The sequence below is a fragment of the Psychrobacter urativorans genome, from assembly GCF_001298525.1.
In the GTDB taxonomy this organism is placed as follows: domain Bacteria; phylum Pseudomonadota; class Gammaproteobacteria; order Pseudomonadales; family Moraxellaceae; genus Psychrobacter; species Psychrobacter urativorans_A.
Window position 1 is genome coordinate 2,524,291 of the sequence record NZ_CP012678.1, and the last position, 25,774, is coordinate 2,550,064.

Consider the following 25,774-nt stretch of genomic DNA (forward strand, 5'->3'; position numbering starts at 1 on the left):
ACTACAATTACTCAATAAAATGAATGCTAGTATTTACTGATAGCCGGTTTATTTTATTTGCCGCTATTAAACCTACACTTCAAAGGGAGGTAATTATTATGCGCATTTTATTGTTGGTATTATTATTTTTGAGCTTTGCTTATGCACTGGGTTTGGTATTGGCGAATAATACTGAAATTGGGGTTAATCTACTGTTTTCACAAGCACCTACCATGAATTTAGGGTTGCTGTTGATACTTTGTCTTATACTAGGTGTTGTCATTGGCATATTGCTGGCGCTATTAATTTTCCGTGTTTTACAGAATAAATGGGAAATAGCGCGCCTACAAAAGCTCAATAAAAACTTGGAAGAGCAGGTTGCTCAAGCAAATATTGTGATTGATCGGCAAGCAAATGCGGCGACTATAGAACAAGCCGTTTATGGTACCAACGCCGTGCCCTCTAATACCGAAGGTCTGCATTTACATGAGGCGAAAGGGCAACTGACGACTAATTATTCTGATGATGCGACAGGGCTTACTAAGCGTAAACGCGACTGATGATAACAATAGGGCTGCAATATAAAGTTATTGTAATAACCATAATTGTGATAAAGATGAGGTGCGCGCTATTCATATCATAGCGCTCAATAATAAAATTTTAAGAAAAATGGTAACTTCATGATTGATAAGACCGCTACTAGTACCGCCCGTCAGATAGTGACGTCACCTATTATCGTTGCCTTAGATAATCTGACGGTAGAGGGTGTATTGGCTTTGGCTGATAAATTAGACCCTGCTTTGTGCCGACTTAAAGTCGGTAAAGAATTGTTTACCCGTGCTGGACCTTCTATTGTACAAGCGCTTCAGCAGCGTGGTTTCGATGTATTTTTGGATCTAAAGTTCCATGATATTCCGAATACCACGGCGCAGGCAGTGTTAGCCGCAGCAGACTTAGGGGTATGGATGGTTAATGTTCATGCCAGTGCTGGCAGCGCTGCCATGTCATTAGCCAAGCAAAAATTGGTCACTGGTCATTATGATACTTTGCTGATTGCAGTTACGGTGCTGACCTCTATGAGTCAAGAAGTTCTACCGCAAATAGGCGTTAATGATCCTTTAGATGTACAAGTAAGCCGCTTAGCACAGCTGACCCAGCAATCAGGTTTGGATGGTGTTGTTTGTTCCGCTCAAGAGGCTAAAGTATTAAAAGCCTTATGTGGTGCTGATTTTAAATTGGTAACTCCGGGTATTCGTATGTTAGAGGACAGTGCTGATGATCAGCACCGTATCTGTACACCTGCGCAGGCGTTACAGGATGGTTCTGACTATTTAGTTATCGGTCGCTCAATTACACAAGCAGTCGATCCGGCGGCAAAATTACAGAAAATTTTGCAGAGTATTTAAAGGTCTCACCAGCCAGTAGGTATCGCTAGATATAAAAAAGATAACTTATGGTTGTCTTTTTTACTTTTTGACGAGTAGGGGTTGAGTGCTACACTAAATATTTAAACTCATTTAACTTTTTTATTAATATTGGATTGTATGAAATTACAGATTTTAAGTGACCTGCATATTGACAGTTATGCTAGACAATCTCATCCCATAGGTCATATTCCGAAAACAGATGCCGATGTTATCTTAGTCGCTGGCGACACCGCTAACAGCGATAGGGGTATGCTGTGGCTACAAGAGCAAGCCACGCGCTTGCAAGTGCCACTCATTACTATTGCGGGTAATCACGAATACTTTGATGAAGATGTGCTGCATTTTGATAAAAAACTGGTGATGTGGGATAACTATAATGCAGCAAATAACCAAGGCGTTCGTGTGCTCCAGTGCCAGCATATCGATATTGGTGATGACGTACGTATTTTAGGCTGTACCTTATGGACCGACTATCGGTATCAAGCTAAGGAAGATACTATGGACGTTGCGAAACGCTTTATGCGCGATTATAAGGAGATTTATGCGGGTGGCGAATTATTTTCGCCTGAGATATCGATGCAGCTACATGCACAGCAGCGCCAGTGGTTACAGCAAGCATTGATCACCTCAAAGCAGCTAGGGAAAAAAACGGTGGTTATGAGCCATCATAGTATCAGCCCCTTGTCGGTATCTGAGAAGTATGCAACTTTGCCAAGTAATGCCGCTTTTGTCAGTGACTTTTCTGTATGGATGCACGAGCCATGGGCGCCTACACTGTGGGTGCATGGTCATACGCACGAGGCGTTTGATTATCGAATTAATAATACTCGAGTAGTGGTGAATCCACGTGCCTATCCGAATGAAGTGAGCAGCACCGCGCTAGCATTTGCGTGGGACAAGGTTGTTGATATCGGCTAAATAAGTGGCTGTTATTGCCTTATGTTTTATAACTCATAGTTTTATACTCATTATTTTATAAAGCATCGTTTTATGGCGACTAATTTTATATTACGTTCACTATAAACAAAAAATCTGCTACGCTAGCCATCATGAGTAAACCACCTGTTTCGCCCAAGCCTGAGCAGCAAGTAGAGCCGCTAATACCGCATATATCAAATATGCCAGCGCCTGCGCACCTACCTGAGAGTATGATATCTTCCGTTAGTTTATTACCCACAGACAAGCGGCTGATTTTGTTTACTAGGCATTCATTACGTGAGCGTTCTGATGGTAATGGCTTTGCCAGTTGTCAGTTGCCACTGACGCCTAAAGGTCGTGTATTGGCAAAGTCTTGGGGAGATTGGTTATCAAGTCATTTACCTTATTCTCTTGATGTTGATAGTCTCTCAAGCCCAATCGGTCGTTGTATCGATACCGCGCAGCTTATGCAAGAAGGTGCGGGTTTACAGCGTCAAATTACTCATCAGTCTCTATTGGTTGAGCCAGGAAGTTTAGTAACTGAACCTGAAATTGCCAATGTCGTCTTTAAAGAGATTGGTGTGCTTAATTTTATCAATCGATTTTTGCAGGGCAATCTTGAGGGTACAAAAAATGCTTATCAAGGCGGGCTGGATATTTTATCGCTTTTTTACCAGCATCAACCACAACACGGACATTTAATGTTGGCGGTTAGTCATGACACCTTATTATCTGCTTTTTTAGCCGTCATGTTTGATGTGCAGGAGATTGATTGGAAAGATTGGCCAAAGATGATGGAAGGAGTGTTTTTGTGGTTCGATGATAAGCCTTTTTATGATGCCAATGCTTATTTTGTATGGCGCGGCACGCTATATAGTCGTGCAATTAGGTCTTTATTAGACAGCTATCAAGCGGCTGGTTTCCACCAAAGCAAGCTGTTACTTCCACCAGATGTCAAATGGACATAGACCGTCTGCTTTAATAAAACATCTTTTTTGCTAATGATTATTAGGGCTATATTTTAGCTATTTGTTTTAAGCATATTGTTAGGTTTATCATTGATGTATTAATACACAGACATAAAAAAACCTTGCCACTAGTGCAAGGTTTTTTTGTTTTTGGTCTAAATTCAACCAATCTTAAGCTTGTAAGCCTTTGATTGTTTTGTTTAGGCGGCTCTTACGACGAGCAGCTTTATTCTTATGAATAATACCTTTGTCAGCCATACGGTCAAGAACTGGTATCGCTTTTTTATAAGCTTCAGTTGCCGCATCATAGTCTTTAGCAGCGATTGCCGCATCAACACGCTTCAAATAAGTACGAACCATTGAGCGTTGTGATGCAGAGTTTTGACGACGTTTGGTATTTTGACGGGCGCGTTTACGAGCTTGTGCAGTATTAGCCACGCGAATCTCCTTTATGAAAGACAGGTAAATATAGAAAGTTGATTGCAATAAATAATGGATTGTACAATCATCGGTGACGAGTAGCCGTCTCGTCAAATATGATATCGATGCCCAATATAAATGGCTCATCGCTTGCGCCGAGACCGTTTGGAATAATTAAACAGCTTCGACGTGTAAAGCCGGATATCTTAGCAAATTATTGCGCTTAGGACAATATATTTGATGAGCAATGCTCAAAGAAGTTATACCAATCATATTCAGCATGGGCTATCTGTTAAGATATCTTACAATATATTAGGAATAATCGCGTTACTTATCGCGTACCTTGTATATGATATCAAATGTGTAAGGTCAAAATAACGGACTTTAACGGACTTTAACGGACTTTAACGGAATGCGTTGTTTTTATGCCAGTATTTTACGATAGTTTATAACGATAAAAAAGACGGATGAGATATGCAGCGAAAAGCAATTGTAATCGGCGCCACAGGATTGGTAGGGCAACACCTTATCAAGCAGCTAAGTGCACTTTATGAAACCTTGATTGTGATTGCACGGCGTCCACCTCGCTATATTAATGCCAGTATGCGCTTTTATCAGGTCAATGATTTTGATAACTTAACAGAAGTGTTTGCGAGTGTGGGTGCTGATAGAACGGCTGATGCCTTTAGTTGCCTTGGTACGACTAAAAAGCAGGCGGGTAGCGATGAAGCTTTTCGTAAAATAGATTATGATTATAATGTGAATTTTGCTAAGTTGTGCCGCGATAAAGGCGTTGAAAATTTCTTTTTGCTGTCGTCTATGAATGCCAAGCTAGATAGCCGATTTTTATATAATCGTGTCAAAGCGGAGACTGAGCAGTCTATTATGGCGCTAGATTTTGCAAAGTTGGTCATTTTTCGCCCGTCATTATTATTAGGTAAACACAAAGGTCGTCCACTTGAAAGTATCAGTCAAAAAGCCTTTCAATTGATTTCACCCTTGGTGTCAGAATCATTACCGCTACATCCTATTTCTGCCCAGCGTGTGGCGATTGCTATGGCGGTGACGGCGCATGATGGGTATGAGCGTCGTAAATATCACGCTGCGCCAATATCTGCTAGCATCACCATTGTTGAAAATAAGCAGATGCTTGCGATGACGCGTGCAAAATAGTAAGCTAGATGACCATAAAAAATGCTGCTAGCCATCCATAATGATTGATTAACCACCAAGTCATTAAATACTAAAAAATCATTAACTACTAAATAAACACCAACAAGGAATGTGATAATGTCAGAAGCGACCACGATGGATAAAGAAAACTTTGTAACCTGTGATTTATTGGATGCTCATCCTGAATCGCAAGTTTGTCTGCCTAATATCGAAGGCAAGTCGTTCTACAGCTTTGGTGGCAAAGACAGATTCTGTGGTGAAATTGTCACGGTTAAATGTTTTGAAGATAATAGCCGTGTTAAAGAGCTATTAAATAGTGATGGTACAGATAAAAATGGCGACGGGAAAGTATTGGTCGTTGATGGCGGTGGCTCTATGCGCTGCGCACTTTTGGGTGATATGATTGCCGAGTCAGCGATTGTGAATGGTTGGGCAGGTGTGGTGATTTATGGCTGTGTCCGCGATGTCGATGATATGGCGCAGATGGAATTGGGCGTCATGGCGCTTGGTTGTATCCCACGCAAGTCAAATCGCCGTGATGAAGGGCAGACGGATATTGAAATCAGCTTTGGTGACTTAACTTTAAACTCTGGTATGTTCATTTATGCCGATAACAACGGTATGATTGCTAGTGATAGCGCTCTACTATAACCATCCAAAACAATCCAATTATAAAAAATAGCTATCTATCATGATATTAAATAAAAACCTCAGTATATAAGCTGAGGTTTTTTTGTATTTTATACAAATACTTTCTGCAACTTTCTGTATTTTCAAGCATAAATCGAGGTTTATGGTGTAAGTGACAAACCGTTACGGCATAAATTTTGGTCAATGGTGAAAATGTTCGTATAATAGACTTCTGACTCTTAACTTCGATCCTATATGCCATGCCTATCTCTGCTTTAACTGATGCATTTGCTCCTATTAATCAGCAACTATTTCCTATTCAACATACGCAGCGACGTTGGCTGGCACCTGCTCATGGCGCTGCTAGCAGTCTTTGGCTTGCCAGTTTAGTACAAACGCCTATTTGGAATGTGGCGAGCCGTCTAAAAGTTGTGGTGGCGCGCGATCAAAACCAGCTCAATCAAATAGAAACTGAGCTGGCATTTTGCGGCGTCGATGCTTATGTGTTCCCAGATTGGGAAACCTTGACCTATGACGAGCTATCACCGCATCAGGATATCGTTAGCGAGCGTATTAATTTGCTAACCGATATGCCAAAATCGGGCGTGCTGCTGATTTCAATCCAAGCGTTGATGCACCGTGTTGCACCGCCGAGCTGGTTGATTGGTCAGCATTTTGATTTGAGTGTTGGCGATCGTTTTGATATTAATACTCAGCGTGAGCTATTGGCAAAGGCAGGCTACCGAGCAGTTGATAATGTGTTTGAGCCGGGTGAGTTTGCGGTACGCGGTAGCATTGTTGATATTTTTGCGATGGGGCAACCATTCCCTTTGCGTTTAGATTTATTTGATGATGAAATTGAAACCATTAAGTTTTTCCATCCGCAAACACAGCGCACACTGACAGACGTGGATCTAAAAAATCTAGTCGCCGGCAATGATAACAGTATGGGGCAAGAGTCATTGTCGCTACTGCACAAACTGCCAGATATCTCTCAGCCTATTGAGCAATTTCAGATACTACCGGCAAAAGAGTTTCCATTAGAAGAAGGCAAAGAGACCTTTCGGATAAACTTTGCCGCGATGTTTCCCAATACCAGTAGCCGTAAATTTGAGCTGTATAAAGATGTGATGGCAGGGATTGCTAGTAGCGGTCTTGAGTACTATCAGCCGTTGTTCTTTAGCGCAGAGGATTGGCAGCAAGAGAGTAGTCTGTTTGCTTATTTGCCCAGCGATACGTTGTTTATTACGGATGAGTTGATTAGTGAGCGACAGGTCGATTATTGGTCACAAATTCAGCGCCGTTATGAGGAGCGTCGTCATGATGTGGATAAACCTATCGTTGCCCCTGAACTTTTATATTTATTATCCAATACTCTAAATGAGCATCTTAATAATTATCCGAGAGTCATCTTAAGTGAGCGCAACGAGCTCGCATTAGCAAGCAGTCAGCTGCAAGGCTTAGTGACTTTAAGCGCCCAAGTGCCACCGCAATTATCGGTTAATCATCAGAAAGCAGAGCCGTTAGCGGAGCTGCTAGACTTTTTGCTGCTGCAAGCGCAAACGGGTACACCCGTATTAATCGTTGCTGAAACTGCGGGTCGTCGCGAGATTTTAATTGAGCTGTTCAAAGGCAAGATTGATATAACTGGGTATGCGACTTTTAAAGAATTTCTGGCGGCTGAACATTCTAGTGCTTTGAATGATGACAATCAACGTCCGCATGTCGGACTGACGGTCGCTCCCATTGAGCGCGGGGTTTACGTTCCTGAACGTTTGGTGATGATTAGTGAAACGCAGCTGTTTGGCAGGCAGGTACTACAAACACGCCGCCGTCGTCAGAGTGGCGTCTCAGAAGAGTTCTTAGTTAAAAGCGTCACTGAGATGACCGAGGGCAGTCCAATTGTCCATATTGAGCATGGTATTGGACGCTATAGTGGTTTGATTACCTTAGATGTGGGTGATGGTGAGCAAGAGTTTATTCATCTAAAATATGCAGATGATGCCAGTATTTATGTACCGGTTGCTAATCTGCAAATGATTAGCCGGTATAGCGGTGGCGATCCGGCGCATGCTCCTTTACATAAAATCGGTAGCGGGAAATGGGATAAAGCCAAGCAAAAAGCGCTGGAACAAATTCATGACGTCGCTGCCGAATTGCTGAATATGCAGGCAAGGCGTGAAGCCAAAGTTGGTATTCATTTTAAAATTGATAACTCGCAATATGAGTTATTTGCCAGTCAGTTTGAGTTTGAAGAAACGCCTGACCAAGCCAATGCTATTCATGCCGTGATGGCAGATATGAAACAAAATCAGCCGATGGATCGCCTGATTTGTGGTGATGTGGGTTTTGGTAAAACTGAAGTGGCTATGCGCGCAGCATTCATTGCGGTAAATGCGGGCTATCAAGTAGCAATTCTGGTACCGACGACCTTGCTGGCAGGTCAGCATGAAGATAACTTTTTAGACCGCTTTGCCGACTGGCCGATACGTATTGAAACGTTGTCGCGTTTTGGCGGTAAAAAACATCAAGAGACGGTTTTGACAGACTTAGCCGCTGGCAAAGTCGATATAGTTATTGGCACTCATAAGTTGCTGCAACCTGATGTTAAGTTTGCCAATTTAGGCTTGATGATAGTTGATGAAGAGCACCGTTTTGGTGTCCGCCATAAGGAGCGTATCAAGGCGATTCAGACTGATGTGGATAGTATGTCGATGACGGCTACTCCGATTCCGCGTACGCTTAATATGGCGTTGTCAGGTATGCGTGATATGTCTATTATTGCTACACCGCCAGCGCGCCGCTTAGCGATTAAAACGTTTGTGATGCAAAAGACTGATGCTTTAATGAAAGAGGCTATTTTACGAGAGCTATTACGAGGCGGACAAGTTTATTTACTGCATAACGATGTTGCCAGTATTGAACGCATGGCAGAAACCATTCGTGATTTGGTTCCTGAAGCGCGAGTAGGCGTCGCACATGGACAGATGCAAGAGCGCCAACTTGAACAAATTATGCAGCAGTATTATCATAAAAAATTCAACGTGCTTATCTGTAGTACGATTATTGAAACCGGTATTGATGTCCCCAATGCCAATACCATTATCATTGAACGGGCGGATAAATTTGGCTTAGCACAGCTGCATCAATTGCGTGGTCGGGTAGGTCGTAGCCATCATCAAGCCTATTGTTATTTGCTCGTACCATCGATTAAAGGGCTCAAAGGCGATGCTAAGCGTCGTCTGCATGCCATTGAGCGCGCCAATACGCTAGGTGCAGGCTTTATGTTAGCAAGTGAAGATTTAGAGATTCGTGGTGCTGGTGAGTTACTGGGTAAACAGCAAAGTGGTAATATGCAAGCGATTGGTTTTAGCTTGTATATGGATATGTTGGAGCGTGCTACTAAGGCAATTAAGGCAGGAAAAGAGCCAGATTTAAATACACCGTTATCATTGACCAGTGAGATTAATTTACATGCATCGGCACTGATTCCGGAAGAATATGTGCACGATGTCCATCAGCGTTTATTATTTTATAAGCGTATTGGTAGCGTGGGTGATAAAGAAGCTCTGATTGATATTCGTACTGAGATGATTGATCGTTTTGGCACGTTACCTGCGCAAACTCAACAGCTATTTGCTGTTCATGGTCTGCGTCTGCAAGCGGAACCCTTGAAGATTAATAAAATCGATGCAAATGCTAATAGTATGACGCTGGAATTTGCGCCTGATACGCCTGTTGATGCATTCGCTATTATAAAATTAATTCAGTCGGACAGTCAGCATTACCGTATGAATGGCGCGTCTGGTATTCGCTATAGCAACGCTGATAAGCTTGAGACCGCCCTGCAACGGGTCACTGTGGTAGAAGACCTATTGCGCTACTTCACTGAACACATGGTTATAGAGGCGACATAACTGCCTATTAATTGCCTATTATCTACAGCACGCTGTATCGCTATGACCTAAAATCACCTAAATAGTGATGGCGCTATTTTATCCTGTGGATACCTGATAAAATAGCACTAACATTTATTTTTCCTTACTTTTATTGATATTTTATAACAAGAGAAACCGTCATTATGTTCCAATTGCATCCTAAGCTTGCTGCCGATAGTTTTTTGGTGGGCGATTTCCCATTATCGACGTGTCGTTTGATTAATGACTGCCAGTTTCCTTGGTTGATTTTAGTGCCGCGTGTCTCGGGTATCAAAGAATTATATGAGCTGTCTGAATCTGATCAGGTACAGTTTTTACGTGAGTCGAGCTGGTTATCAAGTCAGCTAGCTAAAACTTTTCAGGCGGAAAAAATGAATGTTGCCGCGCTTGGTAATCAAGTACCGCAGCTCCACTTTCATCATATTGTGCGCTACCAAAACGACATGCAGTGGCCAAACCCAGTGTGGGGCGTCCCTGCCATACCTTATACCCAAGAAGTATTGGCGCAAATGCAACAAACCTTAATGATGGCGCTGCGTGGTCATCATCAAATGCCGTTTGATTGGCAAATGTAACTTAACTTGTTAATGACTATTAAATCACTGATTTTGAAACAACTATAGCCTCATAGTTGGGTTATAGCTGCATGCTAGATGTCTCGGTATAAGTTCAAAAACTTAATAAAAAGCCGTCATTTACTACCATTTTTTACCCAAGACATCACTTAACGCTATTATTACTTAAAATGAGCGATAAATGGTGTCTTTTTAGCTATGAGTAGCGTATGTTATATCGCCTGGCGCTCTGATAATAATTCCCGTGCCGCTCTGTCTAAGTAAATATTTACGTCATCTCTAAGACCGGTTTTGAGCATCAGTTAGTAAGTTAGCCTAACTTTAACAATAAACGCTGACCTAATAAATGCCTATCAGCATACTACTACCGCTCGAAATCTAATCGCTCTACTATTCTTCATTCTTTCTTGTCTAAGCGGACGCCTAGCATGCTTTTCTTAAAAAAATTAATCGCTCAAACTGGGCTAAAAAATGATGAAGTGGGTCGCTTTGATTATCCTGAAGCCTTTGTGCTTATTGTTACCGTATTACTGATAGCCCTAAATGATGATTTCAGTCCGATGTCTATGGCATTATTGGTTGTCGTTTGCTTGCCAAGTTTAATTATTTTAGGCTATAACTATCGTAGGCAGCCAAGTTTTTGGACATCTACTATCGTAGTTACCCTACTATCTATAGTGATGGGTGTGATGCAGCTGTGTAGCGTATTGTCATTAAGTTTGGGGTTATTAATTGCTCTTCGTATCATTATTAGTCTCCCTGAAAATCGTATTAAACTTATCATGGTAGCGCTCGTTACTATGCTGATGTTCTATTATGTCAGTGTCACTTTAAATGGCATGAGCATGAACTGTGATGACGGTTTTTTAGCACCGACGATATTGTTGGCAAGTATTCTGACTACTCTGTGGCAGTTTTGGGGCATACATCATCAAGCTATTACTAATCATGAGGCAGTGCAGCAGACGTCAGGACGGTTGAACACGATGGTATCCGTGATTAATAAGTTGACGCGCTTTGTGCCGTTACAAGTGTGGCAACCGATTGTACAATCTGATATTCCTGTCACTGTGTTTAATAAACGCGCCAAGCTGACCATTATGTTCTCAGATATTGTAGGCTTCACTGAGCTGTCAGATAGCTTAAGTGCGGATAACCTTGCTGACATTCTTAATACCTATATGTACCATATGACCTTAATTGCTAACAAGCACGGTGCGGTACTGGATAAGTTTATTGGTGATGGTATGGTGTGTTTTTTTGGTGAGCCTGACAGTCGGGGCACTCGTCAAGATGCCCTAGATTGCGTGGCTATGGCGATTGATATGCGCCGTGAAATGCGCATGCTGCGGCAAAAGTGGCGACTTATGGGTTTTGAGGGTCTGTATGTACGTATTGGTATTACTACCGGTTACTGTCATGTTGGTAATTTTGGTAGTACTAATCGTCTTAGCTATACGCTCATTGGCAAAGAGGCTAATTTAGCTTCGCGCCTTGAATCTACGGCTGGCAAAGGTGAGGTGCTGATCAGCCAGAGTACTTATGATTATATTTGTCATGATTATGAGTGTGAATATGCAGGCGCTTTCACCTTAAAAGGTTTTGATAATAAGGTTAAAGCATGGCAAGTGCTTGACCCTGATGCTAATAAAGGTCAGCTATCTAAATGGATCGACCACACCTTGCCTGGCTTTAATCTGCATTTGAACTTTAAAGATATAAAGAACTACGATTATCAAGAGATTAAAAGCCGCTTAAATCTTGCGCTTGAACGCCTTGAAAAAGAAGATAGAGTGGCTAGGAGGGCAAGTCAGCGACAAGATTATAGTGAACATAAGACTAACGCATAATAAATACTAATGCATAATAATTTTGATTGCTTTGATGCGATAAAATAGTGCGCTACTACTGATTAACTATTTATCAACTGGCCATCATTAATGACAATATTATCCACCATAAAAAAAGCCTACCATACTCATGATAGGCTTTTTTTATGACGTTCAAATCAATAATGATTAATGATTTTCTTTCGCATGGTTCAGTGTATATTTAGGTATTTCGATAATTAAGTCGTCATTTTCTATGATGACTTGACAGGATAACCGCGAATCAGGCTCCAATCCCCAAGCGCGATCCAGCAAATCGGCTTCGATATCGTCCATTTCTTCTAAACCGTTGAATCCTTTACGCACGACCACATGGCAAGTGGTACAAGCCTTTGACATCTCGCAGGCGTGTTCAATTTTTATGCCTTTTTCCAACAGCGCTTTACATAAATTGCTACCTGCTTCCAGTTCAACTTCAGCGCCTTCAGGGCAAATCTCAAAATGAGGTAGTACAGTAATCTTTGGCATGGGTAATATATCCAGTACTAATTAATTCAAAAAAATTAAAAGGCTATGAGGTGGTAATGACATCGTGTTCAATGAACTATTTTTATCCGTTACCAGTCTCGGGCATTGGTTCCTGCCATACTGGCTTTAACACTTTGGTTCATAATACGTGCCGCAAAAGCATCGCTATGAGGTTTTAGTTTGGTCTGCTGCGTCTCAATAAGGGTCAAATCATCAGAGTTTAAAGTGGTTTGCATGGTTTGCATGGCTGTAGTCAGTGTTTGTTGTTCTTCAGACGTCAATAAGGTAGCAAAATCAGTAAGCGCCGACTGTAAAGCCAATAGCTCACGCTCAGCTTCCACTTTGGTTTCTATCAAAGAGCGCAGATTCTTATCTTCTTCAGCATGTTGGAATCCTGCAATAAGCAGCTGTTCTTTTTGTTCATCAGATAAACCATAGGCGGGCTTGATTTCAATTCTGCTTTCAGTACCTGTGCTGGTTTCTTGCGCGCTCACGGTCAATTGACCATTGGCATCAATGCTAAAGGTAACTTCAATACGTCCAAATCCAGCTTTCATAGGCGGGATACCGTACAGCTCAAAACGACCCAGTGAGCGGCAGTTATCAACCGTTTCACGTTCGCCTTGAACCACATGAATCACCATGCCGGTTTGACCATTTTGATAAGTAGTAAAGATTTGACGTTTTTTAACAGGAATAGGGGTATTACGCGGAATGAGCACTTCAACCAAGCCGCCCATCGTTTCAAGTCCAAGTGATAGCGGTGTCACATCAAGCAACAGCAAATTGCTGTCGCCATTCACCAGTTGATGTGCCGTTTGCGCTGCACCTAATGCGACTACTTCGTCTGGATTAAGACGACATAAAGGCTGTTTAGCAAAAAAATTGGTGACCACTTGTTGAATAGCAGGCATGCGTGTCGAGCCACCGACTAAAATGACTTCGTCCAAATCTTGTACGCTTAATTTAGCATCCCGTAACACTTGCTCGCATACACTGAGCGTCCGGCGGCTGACAGGCTCGATAATAGCCAGTAACGCTTCACGGCTTAAGATCCCTTGAAAAGACTGGTCATTAATAACAATATTAATCTCCACTTGCGCGGCATCTGTTAAGGCTTGCTTATACTGTTTAGCTTGCTGCGCCAATATCGACTTGTCATGAAGGCTGACATCAGCGGGTGTAATATTGAGCTGTTTTATGAGCCAATTTGTCAGTAAACGATCAATATCGTCACCACCAAGGGCGCTATTACCGCCTGTTGCTAGAACTTCAAAGACGCCGTCAGTGAGCTTTAAAATAGAGACATCAAAAGTACCGCCACCAAGATCGTAAATGAGGTAATAACTTTGTTCTTGTATTTGGCTGCGTTTATCTAAACCGTAAGCAACAGCGGCAGCAGTGGGTTCATTTAGGAGTCTTAAAACGGTGATACCGGCAGCTTCTGCCGCATCTTTGGTGGCTTGACGCTGGGCTTCATCAAAGTATGCAGGAACAGTAATCACTGCACCTTCAATGCTGTCTTCAGGCAAGGCGCTGACCGCACGCTGTTTAAGCGCTGCAAGAATACGAGCCGATACTTCCACAGGTGACACTTCTCCTTGAGCGGTGACAAATGCGGGCATGGCATCTGCTGCACCAATCAACTCATAAGGATGTGAGAATTTAATATCAGATTGACTGCGACCCATAAAGCGTTTGGCAGAAATGATGGTATTTTTTGGGTCATCAGGAAGGTGAGCTAACGCCTGTTGCCCGACGAGTGGCGAACCCGAAGCCGGATAGTAAACCACAGAAGGCAATAGGGTATCTGAATCATGGTCTGCCTCTAAGACTTGCGATTTGCCTGAACGTACTACCGCGACCAATGAACGCGTCGTACCAAGGTCAATACCAAGTCCAAAACGATGCTGATGAGGTTTGGCACTTTGATTGGGTTCAGCAATTTGCAATAAAGACATAAGGCAACTCAGATATAAAGTGAATAAAAAATGTTTGGCAAAGCTAGGCAGAGCTATAACTACGAATATAGATAGACAATAACTAATGGATTACGGCTCACGCATATCATCATCTTTCCGCGATATGAGTAAAATATACGTATCTATATTTAAAACAGCTGATTATACGGTATTGTAGGCATTATTTTAACCATCATAAGCATTCTATAACGCTAATTAGACATATAAGTCATCATCGTCAAGTTGCTCAGTGCTGGCAACATCATCAAGACCTGTCGTAATATCGGCATCGAGCTTAACTAAAAATTTCAGCTTTTGGGTGGCATCGATAGCAGTTTGCCACTCTTTATGTTGATAAGCGTTGTTAAAGCGAGTAGATTGGATGTTTAAACGCTCGACAACTTGCGGATGTAACTGCTGCAACGTTACACAGTTTTTATCATTGATGGCGTCGTCTAAATCCATACGCATTTCCATCGCATCTTCTAAAAATTTTAAGTCAGCGATGGATTGTTCTAACGTTTGTGCGTGTCCTGCTATATCGAGTAGGTAAGCGGCGCGGCTGTCTGGCGCACTTAACGTCTGGTATGCTTGGTTAATCAGAGCAGATGCTTGCTCAGCTTTTACGTTATCAGTAAGATTATTTACAGCGTTATCAGGATGATAGCGCTTTTGTAATAGACGTAAGCGTTGATCAAGACTGTCTTGAAGTAGTTCAAATTGTACAGGCTGCTCAAATAATGCAAAGAAGTTGTCAAACTGCGCTTCTGGGGTGATATCTGTCATATCATACGCCTTACATTCTGTTTTTATTGTGTCTATCAACGACCTGTTAAACGTCTATCGCTAAGACGCATTTATACCGTAAATGATTCACCGCAGCCACATTCGCCTTTTTGATTCGGGTTGGTAAACTTAAAGCCTTCGTTTAAACCTTCCTTTTCATAATCCATTAACAAGCCATCTAAATAAACCAAGCTCTTAGGATCAATAAAGATGCTCACGTTATGACTATCAAAACGTGTATCATTATCATCGGGCGTGTCAACGAACTCTAAAACGTAGGCTAAGCCTGAACAACCTGCTGTACGAATACCCACTCTGATGCCTGCACCTTTGCCGCGATTGTCCAAAAAGTCTCGAACATGCTGAGCGGCGCGTTCTGTCATTTCAATCATGCCAACTCCTATTGATTGCCACTAATACGACAATATTTTCTAAAAAACCGCCTACTAATAACGTATATTTAAAAATTTGAAATCACTAAAAATATTGCTAGCAATGTCTATAAAATAAAAGGTGACAATTACAGTAGAGTCATTGTCACCTTTTAGCGTGGGCGCTTTTTAGTACACTGCTACCACGACACAACTAACACGCTAAAGGGTTTAGCTCGTTGCTTCTGCAGCGCTGTGTTTACCTTTATAGTCACTGATAGCCGCTTTAATAGCATCTTCAGCCAATACTGAGCAATGCACTTTTACAGGTGGTAATGCCAATTCTTCAGCGATATGACTATTTTTAATTTCACCGGCTTGTTCCAAGCTTTTACCTTTTAGCCACTCTGTTACCAGTGAGCTTGAGGCAATAGCTGAACCACAACCGTACGTTTTAAAGCGTGCATCTTCAATGATACCATTATCATCAACTTGAATTTGCAAACGCATTACATCGCCACAGGCTGGGGCACCGACCATACCAGTACCAACGTTTTTGGCATTTTTATCAAGATTGCCAACGTTACGCGGGTTTTCGTAATGGTCAATAACTTGGTCACTATAGGCCATGAGTTTTCTCCTAGTTAGATGATGAGTGTTTATATCTTCTCTGCACTCATCGATAATTGGGGTCAAACACTTAATATATAATTGTCTGATGAATAGTTTAATAATTATATTGCGAAATTTTGCTTATTACTGAGTATCTAGTCTCAGTAGTATTTTGTTTTAATGTTCAGACCATTCTACTGAATCTAAATCAACGCCTTCTTGATACATATCCCAAAGTGGCGATAGGGCACGTAATTTGTCAACGGCTTCATGCATTTGTTTGATAACGGTATCAATATCTTCTTCAGTGGTGTAACGACCAAAGCTAAAGCGGATAGAACTATGCGCCAATTCATCGGGGCGACCGATAGCACGTAGCACATAAGATGGCTCAAGAGTGGCTGAAGTACAGGCTGAACCTGAAGATACCGCCAAGTCTTTTAGCGACATCATGAGTGATTCGCCTTCAACGAAGTTAAAGCTGATATTCACAATATTAGGTACGCTATGTTCTAAGTCACCGTTAAGATAAATCTCTTCGATATCTTGCAAACCGTCCCATAATTTTTGGCGTAGTTTTGCCGCATGCGCATGGTCTTCTTCATAGCGCTCATTAGCTAATTTAAATGCCGCACCAAGACCGACGATTTGATGCGTAGGTAAAGTACCTGAACGCATACCACGCTCATGACCACCGCCATGTTGCTCAGCTTTTAGGCGGACGCGAGGTTTACGGCTGACAAATAAAGCACCGATGCCTTTAGGACCATAGGCTTTATGACCAGAAAAGCTCATTAAATCAATTTTAGTAGTCTCAAGGTCAATTTTTACTTTGCCAACTGATTGCGCACCATCTACATGGAAAATTACGCCAGCTTCACGTGTAATTTCACCGATAGCGGCAACGTCGGTTAATGTACCAAGTTCGTTATTTACCATCATCAAGGATACTAAAATAGTATCTTCGCGTAATGCCGCTTTCACTTGTTCAGGTAAAATTAAACCTGTGCTTGGTTGTGGCTCAAGATAAGTAATCTCAAATCCTTCTTGCTCAAGCTCGCGGCAGGTATCAAGTACTGCTTTATGTTCGATTTTACTGGTAATGATATGTTTACCACGCGACTGATAAAAATGCGCGGCACCTTTAATAGCAAGATTATCAGACTCAGTTGCACCTGAAGTGAAAACAATTTCTCGAGGATCAGCATTGATGACTTCAGCGACTTGTTGACGCGCGGTTTCAACCGCTTCCTCAGCCTGCCAACCATACCCATGTGAACGTGATGCTGGGTTACCAAAAATGCCATCTACCGTCAGGTATTCGCTCATTTTAGCGGCGACCGACTTGGCTACTGGCGTAGTGGCGGCATAATCTAGGTAAATAAGTTTGTTATGTTGGCTCATGCTGGGTTTGCCTCGCTGGTCGATAAGGTAATAGTATTAATATCTTTTATGGAAGGAAGTTGCTGACGTTCTGATATGAACTGCACATTTTCCATATTTAATAATTGTGCTAATGTAATATTTTTCAAGTACTGCTCAATATGATTGGACAGCGCACACCATAAATCATGGGTCAAACACATCGTACCGCCTTGGCAGTCGCCACGTCCTTCACATTGCATGGCGTTGACCGATTCATCAACGGCTGAGATGATACTCATCACGTCAATCTGATCTAATGGCTTGGCTAGACGATAGCCACCTGCTGCACCGCGAATACTGGTGACTAGGCCGCGCTTACGCAGTTTTGAAAATAACTGTTCAAGATAGGATATTGAGATTGATTGCCGCTTAGCAATATCGGATAAGGAAACAGCACTATCATGTTGGCTGGTTTGTAGAGCCAAATCCAGCAATGCGGTAACCGCATATCTTCCTCGAGTTGTTAAGCGCATAAAACCTCTCCAAACTGTCCAGTAATAAACCAAAGTTAATAACGAGCTTAGAGTATGTATCTTATATCTAATGAAATATATAGAAATGGATGCGTACCTAAGACGAAAGTCATCGCTATTAAATAACAGGTGGCTAACTGTATGTGTGCTGCGATAAAGCCATTATACTCAATCCTGACTAATTTAGTCAAGATTGAATTGGTGTTAAACAGTTAATCTCATTTAACACGGTTATTGATAAAAACAATCATTCATAAACGTGTTTTAAACAAAGTGTCTTAAACCAACGTGATGATTATTAATTCATTAATAAGGTAATAATAGCGCCGATAGCAATGATGGTTGCAACGACCGCCGTTATCATAAATAATTTTTGCTTGCTCTGTAGTTCTTTAACAGTCATTTCAAGTTCACGGTTTTTAATAGTGAGGGTATTGATTTGGGTTTGTTGTTCAGTGATGCGTAATTTGTAGTTATTATTTTTTACTTCCCTTTCAGCATCGCTAGCTTTGGGTTTACCTTTACCGCCTTTAAATCTTTTGATAACACTCTGAATCAAACTACCAAAACCCATCTGCATAATGAAATGCTTGACCAGTTGTACTTGGGCAGAATCCCCGCGCATTTGTAACTTATCAGTGGTTTCAGCATCATGTGTGGTGAGCGCATTTAAGACTTGAATGCTATAGGCATTAATAATGACGTCGGGCTCAGTGCGCCCCGCAGGCAAATTAGCATCGAGCAACACGCCTTTAAAACTAAATGTCGCAAAAACTTCTACATGCGGTAGGTACATACGCAGACAGACAACGGTGTCTTGTTTGGCGAGTGGATAAGCCGCTTTGCGTAGCTCAGGGTCCAAGCGTAGCAGTAGCGTCAATGCTGACTCAATGAACACCAGAATGATATTAAGAAGAGAGTGAGACAACGTAGAACGCTTCATGTAGATAATCCATTTTATTGGGCAAGTGAGAATTTAAAAATAGACATAAGAAAACTCATGAATTCTTATTGCCTTAACGTAGACTACAAGGTCATCTGATGTTTCAAGATGACCATCATAGAGCATAATTAACATAGGGCATAATTATTAACATAGCGTATCGTTAAGATGGCGCAGTGCCTAATTAGGATAGCTCATAGTTAATAGGTTTCCATCATAAAAACTAACACCTATCTGTGTCAGTTAGCAAATTGTTGCGCTATTAAGAAATGATGCACCAAATTGCGGGTTGCTGCCGACAAATATATAGCTATAGTACGATAAATAGCAAATTACAGGTGATTTACGTAATGTTAAGTGTTAAATACGTAGTTCAGGGCGCTTAAAAGTGTAAAATCGCTTGCGCTCCTTATGCAGCCTTGATATAAAGGCGTTAATAATGTGTAACCCGTCAATACGTGAGTCGAAAGTTGTTTTTATTGCTTAAATCATATGAGAGCGATACAATGCCTGACATTAGCGTTTATTTTAGCCCTTAAACTTGAAGGAATTTTTATGAATAAGTCAGAATTAATTGATAGCATCGCAGAAAAAAGTGGTCTAAACAAAACCCAAGCTGGTGAATCTTTAAATGCCGTTATGGAAAGTATCGGTGAAGCTTTAGAAGCAGGCGAAAGTATCTCATTAGTTGGTTTTGGTACCTTCAGTGTAAAAGATCGTAAAGCTCGCACTGGTCGTAACCCTAAAACTGGCGAAGAACTTGCTATTCCAGCAAGCAAAGTGCCAAGCTTTAAAGCCGGTAAAAACTTAAAAGAGCGCTTGAACTAAGCCGCTATTGACTTGCTAGCTCGTTACTGACTGTCAGTAATGTAGTGATAAAAAAGCACCTTATTTTGGGTGCTTTTTTGTTATATAAAATATATGCGGTCGATAGTGTGAATATTTTGAGTCTAGACTAAAATTCACGTATCATAGGGCGCGCATAGCCAGTTGGCTCACATAAGCCGTGTTTGGCTATTTTAAAGCTCTGGCTGTTATAAAGCACTGACATCCTTCACTTTACCATTGCCCACACTGATTGTATTGCAATGGTTTTTAATCAATATAGGTTAATAAGCAGAAATAATTATGGATAAATTGCGCGATTTTTTAAAAAGCTGGCCTGGTCGCATTTTATTGATTCTATGCCTATCGCCACTTGCTCTACTGGGTATCGAAAGCTACTTTCAAAGTGGCGTTGATCCCAACCAAATCGCTCAAGTAGGTGAGGCAAGTGTGGGATTGTCAGAGTATCAAACGGCAGTCAATGGTCGGCGCTCTGAGGTTTTAGACCAACTTGATGATGCCAGTTTATTAAATGAAGATGTGCTGCATGAGCAAGTGCTCAAAGGTCTGATTGATCGTACTTTATTGGAGCAGCAAGCAGGTAAGCTTGGAATGACCGTATCTGATGATACGATTAACCGCCTGTTACGCCAAGAAGCGATCTTTAAAGATGAAAACGGTGAGTTTTCTAATGAACAATTTTCAAATTTCTTGCGTCAGCGTGGCATGACTAAAGACCAACTATTTGCAGAGTTCCGTAATCAGCTGAGTCTGGATCAGCTCAATGCTAGTATTGTCAGTACCGCAATTTATCCGATGAAAGCGGTGAATCAACTGATTGATTTACAACTAGAAGCACGCAATGTTTGGGTACATCGTTTCAATTGGCAAGACTATCAGCAACAAGTAAAATTGACCAAAGCCGATGTGCAAGCCTATTATGATACTAATAAAGACCGCCTAAAAAGTGATGCGATGGTTGATTTGGCGTATATCGAGCTCAGCCCTGCGCTGATAAAAGTCGATAGTGTGACGCCTGAAGAGTTAAAACAACAGTATGAATCCTTTAAACAAGGGCTTGCCGTAGTTGATGAACGCAAAATCAGTCAAATCTTATTAACAGGTAATAACGCTAAAGCAAAAGCAGAACAAATAAAAGCACGTCTTGCTAAAGGCGAAGCATTTGCCGCTATTGCCAAAAAAGAATCTGATGATCCATCAGGAGCAAGTGGCGGTGCTATTGGTAGCTTTAATCCATCCGTATTTGGCAAAGACGCCGCTGTAGTTGAAAAAGCATTAAGTGGTTTAAGTGTTGGGGATGTCACCGCACCTATCAAGACCAGTTTTGGTTATCAGATATTTACCGTGACCGAAGATAATGGTAGTAAAGCACCGAGCTTAGAGAGTATGCGTGCAGAGCTGACGGCTAAAGCCAAAGAGTATAAGCGTCAATCACTTTATGCTGATAAAGTTACAGCTATTAATGACTTAGCGGCAGATGGTTTTAGTATCTCAGATATTGCGCAGCAAGAAAATATACCGCTTAAACGAATTAAAGATTATCGTAAAGAGAACAATACCTCAGTGCTAGCGCAACCTGCCGTCATCAAACAGGCGTTTGATGAGTTTACTGTACAAGACCAAGCAGTGACCACGGGCATTGAGGTTGGTAACGGTATCGCTTGGATACAACCAAGTAATTATCGTCCGACTAAAACGCTGACTTTAGCGGCTGCTACCCCACAGATTACTCAGATATTACGTCAGAAACAAGCCAGTGCGTTGGCGCTGAAAGATGCCAAGCAATTAGCGGCTGGTATCAAAACGGCGGCTGATATTAATGCGCAGTCTGTGAAGTTTCAAGCATTGGGTGAGGTCAATCGTCAAACGCCATTATTAACAGAAAAAGAGCGTGGCTTGGCATTTAGCAAGCAAGCACCTGCTAATAGCGTGATGGCGTTGGCGAGCGAGACGGAAATGGGCGCAACCGTTATCGTAGGTGACGCGATCAAAACCCAGCAGCAATCACAGTTATCTGCTGTAGAGAAGTCGCAAACGGCAGCCATTATTCGTGATAACTTAGGGCAGGATCAGCTACAGGATTATTTAGATTATCTGCGTTCGGTCTATAAGGTTGAAATTAATGAAGCAAATATGGCGGGCGCACGCGGTCGTTAGAGCTTGTAGCGTTCATTAGGTAACGCTACTTTATCATTCATTAATTAAAATCATAGCAAAAAATAGCAATAAAAAAAGCCACTGTATCAATGACAGTGGCTTTTTTTATTGACAATTTATGACTAATTATTAAGGGTTAAATTAATGACGGAAATGACGCATACCCGTGAATACCATGGCGATACCATGCTCATTTGCCGCAGCGATGGTTTCATCATCACGCATTGAGCCACCGGGTTGAATAATCGCAGAAATACCCACTTCGGCTGCATTATCAATACCATCACGGAATGGGAAGAAGGCATCAGATGCCATGACTGCACCTTCAGTAACTAATCCTGCATGTTCCGCTTTAATCGCTGCGATACGCGCTGAGTTGACACGGCTCATTTGACCTGCGCCAACACCAATCGTACGCTGATTTTTAGCATAGACAATGGCATTAGATTTGACGTATTTTGCTACATTCCAGCTAAATAGTAGGTCTGCCATTTGTGCTTCTGTGGGTTGCACATCAGTCACCACTTTTAAGTCAGCAGCACCGATAATGGCTAAATCTTGCTCTTGTACCAAAAGACCGCCATTAACGCGTTTATAATCAAGCTGCGTTAAGCGCTCAGTTGGTGCCGGTAGCTCACCGCAAATTAGAACCCGTACGTTTTTCTTACTAGCCGTTGCTTCCAATACGCCATCTTCAAGACTTGGTGCGATAATCACTTCGACAAACTGATTGTCAATAATGGCTTTTGCGGCAGCAAGCGTTAACTGACGGTTAAAAGCAATAATGCCACCAAATGATGACTCAGGGTCGGTGCTAAAGGCGGTACGGTAGGCGGCAACTTGGTCGTTATCAATCGCCACGCCACATGGGTTGGCATGTTTGACAATCACACAAGCAGGTGCCGTAAAGGCTTTGACACATTCAAGGGCGGCATCGGTATCAGCGATATTGTTATAAGATAAAGCCTTACCTTGTAGCTGCTTGGCAGTGGCAATAGATGCTTGTGGATTTTGCGCAGTATGACTGTCGACATAAAACGCTGCTTTTTGATGCGGGTTCTCACCGTAACGTAGGTCTTCTACCTTAACAAGCTGTAAATTTAGCGTGCGTGAAAAATCTTCTGGCTGTTGTGTTTCATTCACGCGACTGCCCAAGAAATTGGCAATCATACCGTCGTATTGGGCGGTATGTTCAAAGGCTTTGACCGCTAAATCATAGCGTAAAGCGGCACTCAGCTCAGTGCCGTCAGCTAATGCACTAAGCACGCGCGGATAATCAGCTGAATCCGTAACGATACCCACATGCGCATGGTTTTTAGCGGCGGCACGTACCATCGTAGGACCACCAATATCGATATTTTCGATAGCCTCATTCATCGTCACATCAGCACGGGCAATGGTCTCAGCAAACGGATAAAGATTGACCACGACCAAGTCAATACGATCAATAGCATGTTCGCTCATTACCTCATCATCAATCCCACGGCGACCTAAAATACCACCATGAATTTTTGGGTGTAGGGTTTTGACGCGACCATCCATCATCTCAGGAAAGCCCGTATAGTCAGACACCTCGGTGACCGCAACATCATGTTCTTTGAGCAGACGATACGTGCCGCCAGTAGACAGTAAGCCAAATCCTGAACCAATCAAACCTTGTGCAAATTCAACAATGCCGGATTTGTCTGAGACTGAGAGTAATGCAAGAGGTGTGGTACCCATAAATCAATTCCATAAAAAAGCCTGACGTAACCGTCTGGCAAGATAGTAATGACAATTATAGTCATGATAAAGTGTCGTCATGAATTGCCGCGTAGAACTCATATTATCAGTATAAAGACTGATATTTAAAAATTAATGTGCGCTATCATAAAACATTTGGATACTTTACACAAAATTCTACGCTGGTTTATAGCAAAACCAAAGAATACTACGACATTAAATGATACGTTTTAAGTTTTTTACGTAATGTGCCGCGATTAAGCCCTAAAATTTGCGCACATTTGGTTTGATTACCGCGTGTTTGCTCAAGAGTAACGGTCAATAGCGGCAGCTCTATTTCTCTTAAAATTAAGTCATATAAGTCTGTCGGTAGCTCATCACCCAATGTGGCAAAATACTCACGTACCACGCGCTCAACATGCACTCGTAATGGCGCTTGGGCATCAGACGCTGCAATAGGCTGTGAATGATAGCTTGAAAATTCAGTCATCTGCTCTTCCATTGGCATGATTGAGTGTTGCGTTTTTAAATCATAAAAATGCTCTACGCTGTTATAGTCATTTGACGGGTCAGCGTTATGAGCAAAATGGTTGGCAGATGAGCGCGTAGGATAGGTCATAAGGTGAAGTCCTTACCATTAACAATTGAGAGTCAGTATTCAAATAATCATTGATGAGGTTGAGCTGTTGCTAATCTTGCTTATCACTATCAAAAAATTCTAAATGAGTTAACACTTTGAGCTATCAGTATTAATCCATCGATCAATCATGCATGCATTAATAAATAGGACTAATTATTACTTGGCTAATTTGCTTGGCACGCACAGGAACAGTAAACATCACTGACTTACTACGCTCACCAGCAAGCTGGCTTTCTGTGCTTGATAAGTAGTCCTTTGGTTGTGCGATAAATTCTCCAATGATGTCATTTTTACCATGAACACTTACTTTAAGACTAGGAAATAGCTGTGATTGCGTGCTTTCATTGACTAAATTCGCTTGAATATCACTAAATGTAGATGCTGCTGTGACTTGGCTGGTTCTATAAGAGATATTATTGACTGTAAGAGCGCTAATATCCGCATGCGGTAAACGACAGGCCGTACTAGAGCAAATAGTCTGTAGCCACGCCGCTACCGTTGGATTTTTCACCAAAGTGTCTATATTGAAAATAACATATTGCGCTGATAGCAATAGTAGCATTACCAAGCAGCCCGCTAGCCATAAGCCCTTGGCAATAGAGTGATGATGATACAGTGATGACGATTGTCCTTGTTCTTGGATTTTGCTGGCACGTGCTTGATTGAAGGTTTCTTCGTCAATCGCTTTAACGCCGATATTTGTTAGGAGCTGGGTCAAGTCAGTATTATCTGGCTGGCTTACGCTTGAGGTAGTGGGTTCATCTTGTTCTTGGTTTTGTTCTTCTAACAGCGTTTCGAGCCAAGCATTTTCGCTGGTGTGATTGCCACTGCTAGCACCTACACTGGCATGAATATCATTGGCATCGGCTGAGCTTATAGAGGTGTCTATAGCGGGTTGACTATGACCAGTACTTGGTAAGATTAGAGTATCAAGCGTGTCTGTGTTATCTGTTATGCCTGTTAATTCGGCATCAATAGCAAGGGTAGGTGGGGCATCTGATTGGGTTAGCCAAGCGTCCATCTCATCAAGTGAGCCATAGCCGTCAATGGAATCAGAAGTCTCATCCATTTCCATATCGTCATAAATAAGGATGTTAGTGTCGACATCACTATCTGTCTTTTTAGACGTGGTTGACGGTTTAACGTTATCGGTCACGGTCTTGTCATTCAGAAGTATTTTTTGCTGATGATTGGTTGGTGAGTTAGGGGCAGGCGTTGTTTCAGCCGTGGATGATAGCTGCGTAGGCGCAGAAACAACGCTATTTTCATTGACTAAAAAAATCTGCTGACAATGACCACAGCGCCCTTTAACGGCAGCTTGATTTAATGGCGCGTTCGGTACATTAAAAGAAGCATGACAATGCGGACACTGAATTTTTCTGGTCGTGGTCATAGATTTATATCCAAATATACGGGGTAGCTATGCCGATGTTCGGTCAATTAACGACCGACC

At 42.0% G+C, this 25,774-nt stretch carries 23 protein-coding genes; 11 read left to right on the forward strand and 12 right to left on the reverse strand.

Going from position 1 to position 25,774, the window contains the following annotated elements; all coding sequences use genetic code 11:
- The first annotated feature begins 98 nt into the window (after nt 1–98).
- The 4 genes from AOC03_RS10865 to AOC03_RS10880 all read left to right on the forward strand — a co-directional run bounded on the left by AOC03_RS10865 (nt 99) and on the right by AOC03_RS10880 (nt 3,292).
- Nucleotides 99–539, forward strand: coding sequence for a lipopolysaccharide assembly protein LapA domain-containing protein (locus AOC03_RS10865; protein ID WP_062535916.1), 441 nt, complete (start codon nt 99–101; stop codon nt 537–539).
- 120 nt (nt 540–659) lie between these two features.
- Nucleotides 660–1,385 carry an orotidine-5'-phosphate decarboxylase gene (gene pyrF / locus AOC03_RS10870; protein ID WP_062535918.1) on the forward strand — a complete coding sequence of 242 codons (726 nt, stop codon included), beginning with the start codon at nt 660–662 and terminating at the stop codon, nt 1,383–1,385.
- Nucleotides 1,386–1,523: 138 nt separating this feature from the next.
- The gene (locus tag AOC03_RS10875) at nt 1,524–2,324 is read left to right on the forward strand and encodes a metallophosphoesterase (RefSeq protein ID WP_062535920.1); all 801 of its coding nucleotides are present in this window, start codon (nt 1,524–1,526) and stop codon (nt 2,322–2,324) included.
- A 131-nt stretch (nt 2,325–2,455) separates the two neighbouring features.
- Nucleotides 2,456–3,292, forward strand: coding sequence for a histidine phosphatase family protein (locus AOC03_RS10880; RefSeq protein ID WP_062535922.1), 837 nt, complete (start codon nt 2,456–2,458; stop codon nt 3,290–3,292).
- A 171-nt stretch (nt 3,293–3,463) separates the two neighbouring features.
- Here the strand turns inward: AOC03_RS10880 and rpsT are convergent, their stop codons facing one another.
- Nucleotides 3,464–3,730 carry a 30S ribosomal protein S20 gene (gene rpsT, locus AOC03_RS10885; protein ID WP_062535924.1) on the reverse strand — a complete coding sequence of 89 codons (267 nt, stop codon included), beginning with the start codon at nt 3,728–3,730 and terminating at the stop codon, nt 3,464–3,466.
- A 456-nt stretch (nt 3,731–4,186) separates the two neighbouring features.
- On the opposite strand from rpsT, the gene AOC03_RS10890 reads away from it, so the two are divergent.
- The 5 genes from AOC03_RS10890 to AOC03_RS10910 all read left to right on the forward strand — a co-directional run bounded on the left by AOC03_RS10890 (nt 4,187) and on the right by AOC03_RS10910 (nt 11,878).
- Nucleotides 4,187–4,885: an NAD-dependent epimerase/dehydratase family protein gene (locus AOC03_RS10890; protein WP_062535926.1), complete on the forward strand. Its 699-nt coding sequence runs from the start codon at nt 4,187–4,189 to the stop codon at nt 4,883–4,885.
- Between the two features lie 117 nt (nt 4,886–5,002).
- On the forward strand, nt 5,003–5,536 hold the full coding sequence (rraA, locus tag AOC03_RS10895; RefSeq protein WP_062535927.1) for a ribonuclease E activity regulator RraA: 534 nt from the start codon (nt 5,003–5,005) through the stop codon (nt 5,534–5,536).
- 239 nt (nt 5,537–5,775) lie between these two features.
- Nucleotides 5,776–9,432 carry a transcription-repair coupling factor gene (gene mfd / locus AOC03_RS10900; protein ID WP_062535929.1) on the forward strand — a complete coding sequence of 1,219 codons (3,657 nt, stop codon included), beginning with the start codon at nt 5,776–5,778 and terminating at the stop codon, nt 9,430–9,432.
- Between the two features lie 164 nt (nt 9,433–9,596).
- Nucleotides 9,597–10,028 (forward strand): HIT domain-containing protein, encoded by a 432-nt coding sequence (locus tag AOC03_RS10905; protein WP_062535931.1) that lies wholly within the window; start codon nt 9,597–9,599, stop codon nt 10,026–10,028.
- A 428-nt stretch (nt 10,029–10,456) separates the two neighbouring features.
- On the forward strand, nt 10,457–11,878 hold the full coding sequence (locus AOC03_RS10910) for an adenylate/guanylate cyclase domain-containing protein (RefSeq protein ID WP_062535933.1): 1,422 nt from the start codon (nt 10,457–10,459) through the stop codon (nt 11,876–11,878).
- Nucleotides 11,879–12,046: 168 nt separating this feature from the next.
- Here AOC03_RS10910 and fdx read toward each other — a convergent pair whose 3' ends face one another.
- From fdx to AOC03_RS10950, 8 genes are all read right to left on the reverse strand, one after another.
- Nucleotides 12,047–12,385, reverse strand: a complete 339-nt coding sequence (fdx, locus tag AOC03_RS10915) for an ISC system 2Fe-2S type ferredoxin (RefSeq protein WP_062535935.1) — start codon at nt 12,383–12,385, stop codon at nt 12,047–12,049.
- An 89-nt stretch (nt 12,386–12,474) separates the two neighbouring features.
- On the reverse strand, nt 12,475–14,346 hold the full coding sequence (gene hscA / locus AOC03_RS10920) for a Fe-S protein assembly chaperone HscA (protein WP_062535937.1): 1,872 nt from the start codon (nt 14,344–14,346) through the stop codon (nt 12,475–12,477).
- Between the two features lie 216 nt (nt 14,347–14,562).
- On the reverse strand, nt 14,563–15,132 hold the full coding sequence (gene hscB / locus AOC03_RS10925; protein WP_062535939.1) for a Fe-S protein assembly co-chaperone HscB: 570 nt from the start codon (nt 15,130–15,132) through the stop codon (nt 14,563–14,565).
- Between the two features lie 71 nt (nt 15,133–15,203).
- Nucleotides 15,204–15,524 (reverse strand): iron-sulfur cluster assembly protein IscA, encoded by a 321-nt coding sequence (gene iscA / locus AOC03_RS10930; protein ID WP_062535941.1) that lies wholly within the window; start codon nt 15,522–15,524, stop codon nt 15,204–15,206.
- A 210-nt stretch (nt 15,525–15,734) separates the two neighbouring features.
- Nucleotides 15,735–16,133, reverse strand: a complete 399-nt coding sequence (iscU, locus tag AOC03_RS10935) for a Fe-S cluster assembly scaffold IscU (protein WP_062535943.1) — start codon at nt 16,131–16,133, stop codon at nt 15,735–15,737.
- 159 nt (nt 16,134–16,292) lie between these two features.
- The gene (locus AOC03_RS10940; RefSeq protein WP_062535946.1) at nt 16,293–17,519 is read right to left on the reverse strand and encodes an IscS subfamily cysteine desulfurase; all 1,227 of its coding nucleotides are present in this window, start codon (nt 17,517–17,519) and stop codon (nt 16,293–16,295) included.
- On the reverse strand, nt 17,516–18,013 hold the full coding sequence (locus tag AOC03_RS10945; protein ID WP_062535948.1) for an Rrf2 family transcriptional regulator: 498 nt from the start codon (nt 18,011–18,013) through the stop codon (nt 17,516–17,518). Before AOC03_RS10945 ends, AOC03_RS10940 begins: the two co-directional genes overlap by 4 nt.
- Nucleotides 18,014–18,311: 298 nt before the next feature.
- Nucleotides 18,312–18,956, reverse strand: a complete 645-nt coding sequence (locus AOC03_RS10950; RefSeq protein WP_062535950.1) for a hypothetical protein — start codon at nt 18,954–18,956, stop codon at nt 18,312–18,314.
- Between the two features lie 555 nt (nt 18,957–19,511).
- On the opposite strand from AOC03_RS10950, the gene AOC03_RS10955 reads away from it, so the two are divergent.
- Nucleotides 19,512–19,784 (forward strand): HU family DNA-binding protein, encoded by a 273-nt coding sequence (locus AOC03_RS10955; RefSeq protein ID WP_062535952.1) that lies wholly within the window; start codon nt 19,512–19,514, stop codon nt 19,782–19,784.
- Between the two features lie 300 nt (nt 19,785–20,084).
- Complete coding sequence (locus AOC03_RS10960; RefSeq protein ID WP_062535954.1) at nt 20,085–21,959, forward strand: SurA N-terminal domain-containing protein; 1,875 nt, start codon at nt 20,085–20,087, stop codon at nt 21,957–21,959.
- A 141-nt stretch (nt 21,960–22,100) separates the two neighbouring features.
- On the opposite strand, the gene purH is transcribed toward AOC03_RS10960, so the two are convergent.
- From purH to AOC03_RS10975, 3 genes are all read right to left on the reverse strand, one after another.
- Nucleotides 22,101–23,681, reverse strand: coding sequence for a bifunctional phosphoribosylaminoimidazolecarboxamide formyltransferase/IMP cyclohydrolase (purH, locus tag AOC03_RS10965; RefSeq protein WP_062535956.1), 1,581 nt, complete (start codon nt 23,679–23,681; stop codon nt 22,101–22,103).
- A gap of 208 nt (nt 23,682–23,889) precedes the next feature.
- Nucleotides 23,890–24,171, reverse strand: coding sequence for a helix-turn-helix domain-containing protein (locus AOC03_RS10970; protein ID WP_157049361.1), 282 nt, complete (start codon nt 24,169–24,171; stop codon nt 23,890–23,892).
- A gap of 286 nt (nt 24,172–24,457) precedes the next feature.
- Nucleotides 24,458–25,714, reverse strand: coding sequence for a zinc-ribbon and DUF3426 domain-containing protein (locus tag AOC03_RS10975; RefSeq protein ID WP_062535958.1), 1,257 nt, complete (start codon nt 25,712–25,714; stop codon nt 24,458–24,460).
- Between the last annotated feature and the right edge of the window lie 60 nt (nt 25,715–25,774).

Coding starts and splice junctions, on each gene's coding strand:
- AOC03_RS10940 (WP_062535946.1), bottom strand. CDS start 17,519: ATGAGCCAACATAACAAACTTATTTACCTAGATTATGCCGCCACTACG.
- pyrF (WP_062535918.1), top strand. CDS start 660: ATGATTGATAAGACCGCTACTAGTACCGCCCGTCAGATAGTGACGTCA.
- AOC03_RS10910 (WP_062535933.1), top strand. CDS start 10,457: ATGCTTTTCTTAAAAAAATTAATCGCTCAAACTGGGCTAAAAAATGAT.
- purH (WP_062535956.1), bottom strand. CDS start 23,681: ATGGGTACCACACCTCTTGCATTACTCTCAGTCTCAGACAAATCCGGC.
- AOC03_RS10905 (WP_062535931.1), top strand. CDS start 9,597: ATGTTCCAATTGCATCCTAAGCTTGCTGCCGATAGTTTTTTGGTGGGC.
- iscA (WP_062535941.1), bottom strand. CDS start 15,524: ATGATTGAAATGACAGAACGCGCCGCTCAGCATGTTCGAGACTTTTTG.
- AOC03_RS10955 (WP_062535952.1), top strand. CDS start 19,512: ATGAATAAGTCAGAATTAATTGATAGCATCGCAGAAAAAAGTGGTCTA.
- AOC03_RS10880 (WP_062535922.1), top strand. CDS start 2,456: ATGAGTAAACCACCTGTTTCGCCCAAGCCTGAGCAGCAAGTAGAGCCG.
- AOC03_RS10975 (WP_062535958.1), bottom strand. CDS start 25,714: ATGACCACGACCAGAAAAATTCAGTGTCCGCATTGTCATGCTTCTTTT.
- mfd (WP_062535929.1), top strand. CDS start 5,776: ATGCCTATCTCTGCTTTAACTGATGCATTTGCTCCTATTAATCAGCAA.
- AOC03_RS10950 (WP_062535950.1), bottom strand. CDS start 18,956: ATGAAGCGTTCTACGTTGTCTCACTCTCTTCTTAATATCATTCTGGTG.
- AOC03_RS10970 (WP_157049361.1), bottom strand. CDS start 24,171: ATGACTGAATTTTCAAGCTATCATTCACAGCCTATTGCAGCGTCTGAT.
- rraA (WP_062535927.1), top strand. CDS start 5,003: ATGTCAGAAGCGACCACGATGGATAAAGAAAACTTTGTAACCTGTGAT.
- fdx (WP_062535935.1), bottom strand. CDS start 12,385: ATGCCAAAGATTACTGTACTACCTCATTTTGAGATTTGCCCTGAAGGC.
- AOC03_RS10865 (WP_062535916.1), top strand. CDS start 99: ATGCGCATTTTATTGTTGGTATTATTATTTTTGAGCTTTGCTTATGCA.
- AOC03_RS10960 (WP_062535954.1), top strand. CDS start 20,085: ATGGATAAATTGCGCGATTTTTTAAAAAGCTGGCCTGGTCGCATTTTA.
- AOC03_RS10945 (WP_062535948.1), bottom strand. CDS start 18,013: ATGCGCTTAACAACTCGAGGAAGATATGCGGTTACCGCATTGCTGGAT.
- hscA (WP_062535937.1), bottom strand. CDS start 14,346: ATGTCTTTATTGCAAATTGCTGAACCCAATCAAAGTGCCAAACCTCAT.
- AOC03_RS10875 (WP_062535920.1), top strand. CDS start 1,524: ATGAAATTACAGATTTTAAGTGACCTGCATATTGACAGTTATGCTAGA.
- iscU (WP_062535943.1), bottom strand. CDS start 16,133: ATGGCCTATAGTGACCAAGTTATTGACCATTACGAAAACCCGCGTAAC.
- AOC03_RS10890 (WP_062535926.1), top strand. CDS start 4,187: ATGCAGCGAAAAGCAATTGTAATCGGCGCCACAGGATTGGTAGGGCAA.
- hscB (WP_062535939.1), bottom strand. CDS start 15,132: ATGACAGATATCACCCCAGAAGCGCAGTTTGACAACTTCTTTGCATTA.